This is a genomic window from Shewanella carassii (genome assembly GCF_002777975.1).
Classification (GTDB): Bacteria; Pseudomonadota; Gammaproteobacteria; order Enterobacterales; family Shewanellaceae; genus Shewanella; species Shewanella carassii.
This window is the reverse complement of record NZ_NGVS01000029.1, coordinates 148,397-155,268: the sequence shown is the minus strand read 5'-3', so window position 1 is coordinate 155,268 and position 6,872 is coordinate 148,397. Positions and strand designations below refer to the sequence as shown.

Below are 6,872 nucleotides of genomic sequence, written 5' to 3'. Positions count from 1 at the left end.
TGTGGAGTAGGGTGAGGTTGTCGCGTTTATCAAACTCAGTTTGATGCGACAGACGAACGCGGAGAGCTTGCTCGAAGCTGGCCATCGCCAGACGCCCAATTAAGTAGAGAAGCCACCTGAATACGGTGGCTTTTTTGCGTTTAGGGTCTGTGAGATTTTGCTTAGGCCCACCCCATTCATTCTGCTCGTGATATCTACTACCCTTATTCAGACGAAAGTCGCTTTGTGTTGTTTGCCCCTTAGTATTCCTGATTGTTTAAGCTTCCTACCTGCATTACCAGACAGCGTCTTTGATCTTGAAAACAATTTTAAAGTTAGACTCTTTGCCTGGAAGTTAATTTACCGTTAGCATTAAGCGTTATCTGTGCCTTCTTGTCATGAGCATTAAGGATTTCATTTGTGAAGATGCCAAGGCCTGCCATGGCCTATGTTGTGCCTTTTTGTGTATTTTTTATTTATCTCTGTCTTGTTGCCGGGGAGTATTTCTACGAGCGTCATTCCTTGGAGTCTGAGGCGGCATCGGTTCAAATTGAGCAACTCAAGAAAGAACTTTTCAGGATGCAGCATCTCGTTGAGAAGGCCATCGCTAACCATAATCAGGATAGCATGGCTGAAGAGATCTCTTTGGCAGCGATCGATTTCAATGTAATGGTGTATATTCTGCTCGATGACACCAGTCTTATTCGCCATGCCAATCATGTTGTCTGGCGCGATAGCCGGGCTTCACAAGTTATTGATGGCTATTCTTTAGAGTTACAGCAACAGGTGGTGCAATCCGGAAAAGAGCTTATCTTTACCAATCCTAATAGGCTATCAATACAGGCTTACTATCCAGTGAATGCCGAGGTGAGTGTTGGTCACGGCGATAATATAGAGCTTATCTATTTGGAATATGATTTGTCGCCAATAATGGCTCAGGTGACAGATGCTCTCAATGCGCGTTTTATGCGGGTTTGGGGCTTGGGAGCTTTGTTCGTTTTGGGCTTCATGTTGGTGTTGCACTTTATGTTGATTCGCCCTTTGCGGAATCTGGTTTGGCAGGCCCGAAAAGGTGAGAGTTGCTCCTTTGAGGTCAATAGTCCTTGGGTTTTCAGTGAAATAAGGGTATTGCAGGATTACTTGCATCAGAATCAGCAGAAGTTGCAGCGCACCCTTAAGCAATTGAGGGACAATGAACAACGCTGGTTGTTTGCTGTGGAAGGGACTCGCAATGGGATCTGGGACTGGAACATCGCCAGCGGTGAAGTTTTTCTGTCGGATCGTTGGAAAGAGATGATAGGTTACGGTCCCCATGAGCTTGAAGGACTTTACTCTACTTGGGAAAGCCGATTGCATCCCGATGACAAAGAAACTGTGTTGTCGTCTTTGCAGGCTTACCTCAACGGTGAAACCGAGACATTTGAGAGTGTTCACCGTCTGCGCCATAAAGAAGGTCATTATATCTGGGTACTGGATAGAGGCATGTTGGTCGAATGGGATGAGCTGGGTCGCCCTTGCCGCATTATCGGTACCCATGCCGATGTGTCCGATGACGTGCGTAATCAACAAGCACTGGCCCATTTAGCTAACCATGATGCACTAACCAATTTAGCGAACCGTCGTGCTCTGATGGATGCTTTATATGAGCAACAAAAGCACGGCTACAATAGTCAGCAGTGTGCGGCGCTTTTTCTGATCGATTTGGATAATTTCAAAACCATTAACGATACGCTCGGACACCATCTGGGGGACCGGCTGTTGATCCAACTGGCAGCCAGGTTTTCGGGTTATTTTAGCGCCAATACCTTGGTTGCCAGACTGGGGGGGGGATGAGTTTGTTATTCTGGCGAAAGATCTGACTCAAGATCGAACCGCGGCGTCAAGGAGAGCCTTGGCATTGGCCAGTGAGATCCGGCAGTTGGTTGCCAGGCCCTTCCATATTGCTGATAAACAGCTGCACGTTTCTGCCAGTATTGGTGTTTGTCTGTTCGATGAACAGGATGATATTGATGCCGAGGAGTTATTGAAACGTGCCGATATGGCTATGTTCCAGGCCAAGGAAGGCGGTAGAGATAACTGCATGATCTACAACTCCGAGATGGAGGTTAAGGCGCATCAGAATCTGTTAATCCAGAATGAGCTACGCTACGCCATCGAACGGCAACAACTCTCTTTGGTTTACCAACCTATAGTCGATAGTCAGGGGCAATTGACAGGGGCAGAGGCGTTATTACGCTGGCAACATCCGCAACAGGGAAACATTTCGCCGGCGGATTTTATCCCCATTGCGGAAGGTAGCGGCCTTATCAGTGAGATTGGTCACTGGGTTATCCTCGAAGTTTGTCGCTTCATCCGTGAACTGCAGACCAAAGGTATAAAGGTGCCCAAAATTGCCATCAACCTCAGTGCCAGGCAGTTTAATCAGCCAGAGTTTGTTGAGCGTCTGATTGCCTTGCTGAAGGCTCAGGGGGTTGCAACAGATGCGCTGGAGTTGGAGTTGACCGAATACGCTCTGTTGACCAATCTGTGCATCATGAATACTCGAATTGGCTTATTGAAAAAGGCCGGGATATCCGTGGCGATAGATGACTTTGGCACAGGTTACAGCTCGTTGAGTTATTTGCAGAATCTGCCTCTATCCAGACTAAAGATAGATGCTTCTTTTGTGCAGAAGATAGGCTCTGGGCGCAGTGCCGATGCCATAGTCAGGGCCATAGTCGAAATGGCCCACAGCCTTGAGCTGAAAGTGGTTGCCGAAGGTGTTGAAACGGCTCAGCAAAGAGATTTTTTGAACCAGCTCGGCTGTGACAGCTTCCAGGGATATCTGTTCAGTCAGCCTCTGTCTGAGACTGAGTTCGCGACTCTGCTACATGCTCCTACTCGTGAGTTACTCTGTGCTGCGCCAGGAAGTTGAAAATAATACTCAGCACCTGCTCACGTATTGCATCGATTTCAATAAAGAGTTCATGCCTGGCTCCCATGAGCTTTTCCAGTATTACCTCTGGGCCAAGGGCAGCGATTTGCGCCTGGTTATCGACGATAGTGTCCTGCTCAGCCTGAAGAATGAGGATCGGGACCTTGGACTCTCTTGCGGCGGTTATAGATTTCTCGCAAGCATCCAAAGCTTCTATCAACCATTGATTGGTGGGCGAGCCCAGTTGGATCTCAGGATGTTGCCGGCATAAATCCAGTAATGCCTGATATCGGCTTTCGCTGTGGGTCAATTGATTATCTTTAAACTCGAGCGGACGATAATCATGGCCGGATAACACATAGTTGGGCTCGGTATGCGGGCCATAACTATTGAGTTTTCCTGCCAGCCAACGTACGAAGTTGCGCGGCATTGGCAGGCGAATACCATACATGGGGGCAGAGAAGACCGCGGCAGTGAATCTCTGGGGGTATTGCTGCAAATACAGAGTGCCTATGGCGCCTCCCATGGAGTGGCCCACCAGAAAATACTGTTCATATTGGTTTGCGACTACCACTTGCTCAACGAAACAGTGCAAGTGATCCACATAGTCCTGAAACTTATCTATGTGCCCTTGGTGAGGATTGGCGGTTAGCCTGCTGGATAGCCCTTGCCCCATATGATCCAAGGCGTAGACACTATAACCTTGCTGATAGAAGTCGTGGATCAACTCCCGATACTTAAGATAACTCTCGACCCGGCCATTGCTGATGACGACGGCCTGTTTCGCCTTTGGGTGGCAAATATAACCGTAGGCCAGCTCTTTACCGAATCCCACTGCCAGCTTGGCATGGGTGACACCTTGCCAGAAAGTCTCCAATTGAGACTGGGTTGAAGCGGGTTCTGTGTTGCGGGCCTGGGTCGTTACCATCCAATATTTCCTGATCTAAAAAAGCCAGTGCTCAAAGGCACAGGCCGAGTGTATCAGAAACAGGCTTTCATTGCTGTGAGGCGATAAAATCGGCTATCTGTTGTTCCAGCACAGACATGGGCACAGAGCCCTGTGCCAAAACTGCATCGTGGAATTGGCGGATATCGAACTTTTCCCCCAGGGCATCTTCTGCTTGCTTTCGCAGACGCTTGATAGTCAGCTCGCCAATCTTGTAGGCTAGCGCCTGCCCAGGCCAGGAGATATATCTGTCTATCTCTGTGGTGACATTGTGCAGCGACAGAGCCGTATTACCGGCCATAAAGTCTATTGCCTGCTGACGGCTCCAGCCTTGGGTGTGCATACCTGTATCGACTACCAAGCGAGCGGCGCGCCACATCTCGTAAGTCAGGCGTCCAAAGTTGCTGTAGGGATCCTGATAAAAACCCCCTTCCAGCCCTAAATATTCACTGTATAGTCCCCATCCCTCGCCAAAGGCCGAGATATAGCTGTAGCGGCGAAAATCGGGCAGTTGCTCCAACTCCTGATTGAGGGAAATCTGCAGGTGGTGACCCGGAACAGCCTCATGCAGGGTGAGCGCTTCCAACTCATAGAGAGGTCGCTTATCCAAGGCATATGTGTTCACCCAATAAAAACCCGCCACAGTCTCCGAGTTGGAGCCGGAATAGCGCCCGGTTGTATATTTGGGGGCAATTTCTGCCGGTACAGGGGCGACGCCATAGGGTTTGCGGGGCAGTTTGCCAAAATAGCGTGGCAACATGGCATCGGCTTTTTTGGCTATATAGGAGGCTTCTTTGAGCAGTTGTTCCGGCGTGTTCACATAAAAGCGTTTGTCGGTGCGCATAAAATGCAGAAACTCAGCAAAGCTGCCTTTAAAACTGGTTTGTTCGATGATCTGTTCCATCTCGGCGCGGATCCGTTTTACTTCATTCAGCCCCAGTTGATGGACCTGCTCAGGCGTCATATCCAGAGTGGTGTAGTACTTGACCCTGTTTTCATAAAAGGCCCGACCATTGGGCAGTGCTGATGCGGCAATGCTCTGGCGGGCGCCGGAGATATATTCCTCGGTCATAAAGTCATAAAAGGTTTGATAACTTGGTAACACATGCTGCTCGACACTGGTGTACCCGGCATGGCTCAGTTCCTGTTTAAGATTGGCAGAAAAGTGCTCTGGAAACGTCTCAAACGGCTTGAAATAGCTACTTTGCTGCACTGGTACCATATAAGCCTGAATACTCTGTTCAAACCCTCTCAGTACAGATTGCGGCTGAGTGATACCTTCGGCAAGCCCTTGGCGCATCCAGTGTATCTGTTGCTGGAAGTAGCGCGGCAGAGATTGCAGTTTCTGCAGGTAGTGACGGTAATCGGCTTCTGTCTTGAATGGCCCTGAGGCCATAGAAGCAATGTAAGCGTGAAAGCCACTCTCTGAGGTAATCGGCAGGTAATGGGCCTTGAACCTGAAGCTATCCACACGCTCCTGTAGTTGGTATTCGAGAATACTGGCATTGATGGCGGCTTCTTTGCTCAGCTGTTCTCTGGGGATCGCCTTTAGCCGTTGCAATAGTGTTGAATTGGCCGCAGCATCGGCCGCCAGCGCTTCAGCTGACAAGTCTGCTAATTTGCCCGCGGCCGAGTCATCGCCAAACAGCAAGGCCATCTGAGGGCTTTCTGCCAGCCTTTGCTGCCAGGCATCGGTTATTAACTGCTGGAGTTGGCTATCGGCTTGAGATAGCTGCTTGCCTATTTCTGGCGTGTTGGCTTCATGGGCAGGGGTTTGGCAGGCGCCCAGGAATCCGGTGAGCAACAGGGGCAGCAGAAGTTTTTTCATTTGATTTTGTTCCTTTTTTATCCTTGATGAAGGATTATGCCTTAAGCCAGGATGGAGCCCCAGAGATTTAACGTCACCTTTTGGTAACAAAGCCTGTCGGTCGACTAAGAGGTGCTAACAAAAGGCGTGTTACACTTAAGCGTCCCCAGACCAAAAAATAACTAAATTGGCGGGGTAGTTCATACAGGGGTTATTTTTATGATTGATACTTCAATTCCGTTGGTCGATTTACATCGCCATCTGGATGGTAATGTCAGGGTTGAGACCATATGGGAACTGGGTCAGCAACATGGCGTTGCCTTGCCGGCGGCCTCGCTTGAGGCCTTGGCACCTTATGTACAGATCCAGGGTAAAGAATCCAGTCTAGTAGCTTTCTTGAAAAAGCTGGACTGGATGGTTGCCGTGCTGGCCGATCTGGATGCGGTAAAGCGGGTGGCCTATGAAAACGTCGCCGATGCAGCATTGTCTGGGCTGGACTACGCCGAATTAAGATTCAGCCCTTACTACATGGCTATGAATCATAAGTTGCCGATAGAGGGTGTGGTAGAGGCCGTTATTGATGGCGTAAAAGCCGGGCTCAAGGATTATCAGGTCAAGATAAAACTGATAGGTATTCTGTCTCGCTCATTTGGTCAGCAGGCTTGTACCCAGGAGTTGGATGGCTTGCTCGCGCACCGGGCATCTCTGGTCGCGGTCGATTTGGCCGGTGATGAGTTGGGTTTCCCCGGAGAGCTGTTCAACGAACATTTCAAGCGGGTGCGTGATGCCGGACTTCAGATCACGGCTCATGCCGGAGAAGCTGCCGGTGCTCAAAGCATGTGGCAAGCCATCAAGGAGTTGGGAGCGACTCGGATAGGCCATGGAGTCAATGCGATTCATGATCCCAAATTGATGGAGTATCTGATGGAACACAAGATAGGTATCGAGTCCTGCCCCACCAGTAATTTGCATACCTCTACTGTGAACAGCTATCAGGAGCATCCGCTGCGAACCTTTATGGAAGCCGGTGTGCTGGTTGGCTTGAATACCGATGATCCAGGCGTCAGCGCCATAGATATCAAGCATGAATATCGTGTGGTTAAGCAGGAGATGGGCTTCACCGACGATGAATTGGCCAAGTTGCAGCGTAATGGCGTAGAGATGGCCTTCCTCTCTGACAGCGAGCGCCGGGAACTTTACGCCGCTAAAGTATAAAAGTTTGGTTC

Annotated in this window: 5 protein-coding genes; 3 read left to right on the top strand and 2 right to left on the bottom strand. The window is 49.6% G+C overall.

The annotated features are described in order from the left end of the window. Positions 1-558: 558 nt before the first annotated feature. Positions 559-1,812, top strand: a complete 1,254-nt coding sequence (locus tag CBE72_RS20435; protein ID WP_240613088.1) for a PAS domain-containing protein — start codon at positions 559-561, stop codon at positions 1,810-1,812. Next, positions 1,790-2,893, top strand: a complete 1,104-nt coding sequence (locus CBE72_RS20430; protein ID WP_240613087.1) for a putative bifunctional diguanylate cyclase/phosphodiesterase — start codon at positions 1,790-1,792, stop codon at positions 2,891-2,893. The genes CBE72_RS20435 and CBE72_RS20430 overlap by 23 nt, the downstream gene beginning before the upstream one ends. On the opposite strand, the gene CBE72_RS14765 is transcribed toward CBE72_RS20430, so the two are convergent. After that, positions 2,856-3,821: an alpha/beta fold hydrolase gene (locus tag CBE72_RS14765; RefSeq protein WP_100144544.1), complete on the bottom strand. Its 966-nt coding sequence runs from the start codon at positions 3,819-3,821 to the stop codon at positions 2,856-2,858. The two genes, CBE72_RS20430 and CBE72_RS14765, sit on opposite strands and share 38 nt — an antisense overlap. A gap of 67 nt (positions 3,822-3,888) precedes the next feature. After that, on the bottom strand, positions 3,889-5,667 hold the full coding sequence (locus tag CBE72_RS14760) for a DUF885 domain-containing protein (protein WP_100144542.1): 1,779 nt from the start codon (positions 5,665-5,667) through the stop codon (positions 3,889-3,891). A gap of 198 nt (positions 5,668-5,865) precedes the next feature. Here CBE72_RS14760 and add point away from each other — a divergent pair, with 198 nt between their 5' ends. Beyond that, positions 5,866-6,861 carry an adenosine deaminase gene (gene add, locus CBE72_RS14755; RefSeq protein ID WP_100144540.1) on the top strand — a complete coding sequence of 332 codons (996 nt, stop codon included), beginning with the start codon at positions 5,866-5,868 and terminating at the stop codon, positions 6,859-6,861. Positions 6,862-6,872 lie beyond the last annotated feature (11 nt).

Excerpts from the sequence above, each read along its gene's own strand:
- CBE72_RS14760 (WP_100144542.1), bottom strand. The coding sequence starts at position 5,667 with ATGAAAAAACTTCTGCTGCCCCTGTTGCTCACCGGATTCCTGGGCGCC.
- CBE72_RS20435 (WP_240613088.1), top strand. The coding sequence starts at position 559 with ATGCAGCATCTCGTTGAGAAGGCCATCGCTAACCATAATCAGGATAGC.
- add (WP_100144540.1), top strand. The coding sequence starts at position 5,866 with ATGATTGATACTTCAATTCCGTTGGTCGATTTACATCGCCATCTGGAT.
- CBE72_RS14765 (WP_100144544.1), bottom strand. The coding sequence starts at position 3,821 with ATGGTAACGACCCAGGCCCGCAACACAGAACCCGCTTCAACCCAGTCT.